Annotated in this window: 1 protein-coding gene; it reads left to right on the forward strand. The window is 28.8% G+C overall.

The genetic code is table 11. The features are described from left to right. Positions 1-1,254: 1,254 nt before the first annotated feature. Positions 1,255-1,628, forward strand: a 374-nt coding sequence (locus tag VIM70_RS03020; protein WP_331943999.1) for a PadR family transcriptional regulator, incomplete at its 3' end; no start/stop codon positions are given.

Here is a 1,628-nt window from a genome sequence, read left to right on the forward strand (position 1 = left end):
TATTTATACTATACATTAATAATACATTGTAAATGTATTATTAAAATGAATTTATTAAAATAAATATTATTATTGTATTGTTATTGTATTATAATGTAAAAAGCAGATTGAGAAGTAACCCATATATCCACCGGAAAGAAAACGATGCTTTCCCATTTGTATTTAATGTTAGTGGAACTTAATAGTCCCTTTGTATTCCTCGATAGAGGGAATCTAAATATAACTACAATAGTAGATGGTAAGGGATATTGGCATTGTCGTTAAAAGGTTACTTGACATTATATTGGTAACTTTATATACTCTGATTATAAGAATTAATATGAGGATAAAATATATATGAGCGTAAAATTACATTAATGGGAACAGAAGATATCATAAAAGATACTATAGAAAAGCCTATAGATAATTAGAGTCTATAATACCGATTCATATGATTTTAAGGTTAATGTTCCAAAAAAACTGATCAAAAAAAGGAAACTGTACCGGCAACAACTCCTACAGGAATTGCGAAAGTATTGAAATAAGAGGTCTCTTCCAGAAACATGTCTGTCGGAGAATACTTTAGTACATTATTTATAACAGCATTAAAATAAACAAAATTAAATAGTGGAGCTTAATAGCGATACTATAAACTCATTTCAACATCAATGTAAAGTTTAACATTCTATTTTTGTTTTTCAATTAGTACGATACGACGGCTTTAAAAATGGATTTAATTGTACCGATGGAGAACTTCCAAAAGGTAAGAATAAGGTCAGTAACTTCACTGATTATGATCAATGTGAGTACAAGTTTGATGAGTTGGAAAAGGATTTGCAAGGTTGGTAAAAGTACAGCTTATTTTCTAATCTGAGGTAGCTGAAAGAGTCAATTAAATTTAATTAAAAAATTGCTAAAATTTAATAAGAATTCAATTAAACACTTAGCTGTAATATGTAGTAATGTACTGAGACTCTTAATAATAGTAATATAGATTTTGTAAGGCGAGAGATTCACCAGGGACATATAAATTTATATTGAAAAAATTAACGAAAAGTAACAGATTATAGGTAGGATAAATAAAGTTAACAACATAGTACGTGTTATGATAACAGTTTTAAAAGAAGATTGGCAGATCTCAAAGGGTAAGACTAAAGTCTCAACTTTTAATGATTATGAGCAGCGTGATTATGATTTCAAAGAGTCAGAGAACAGATTATGGGTCTAAACTTATAGTATAGTGTATAAGAAATATAGTTGGAGGTGGTTAATACAATGAGTGATTTAGGTAGTGTACGTAACAGGCAATCGACAAAATTAAACAGTACCAATATATTAAAGATTATGATATTAGATTTTTTGATTAAAGATGGGAGCTGCTATGGATATGAATTATCAGCTAAGATAGAGGCTTCAATGAATAACATGTGGAAACCGAGTAATGGTTTAATATATCCATTACTTCGTCAGATGGAGGGAAACATGTGGTTGAAGGGTTGGTGGGATGTTCCTGATAAAAAGACTCGCAGAAATTATAGAATTACAGATGAAGGGATAAAGCATTTTAATCTTATAAAATTAATATATAAACCATTATTAGATGAATCTCTTGCTATTACTCAAGGGGTATTAAATAAGATATATATTGA

Origin of the sequence: Clostridium sp., assembly GCF_036569345.1 — a bacterium.
Lineage (GTDB): Bacteria > Bacillota > Clostridia > Clostridiales > Clostridiaceae > Clostridium_AD.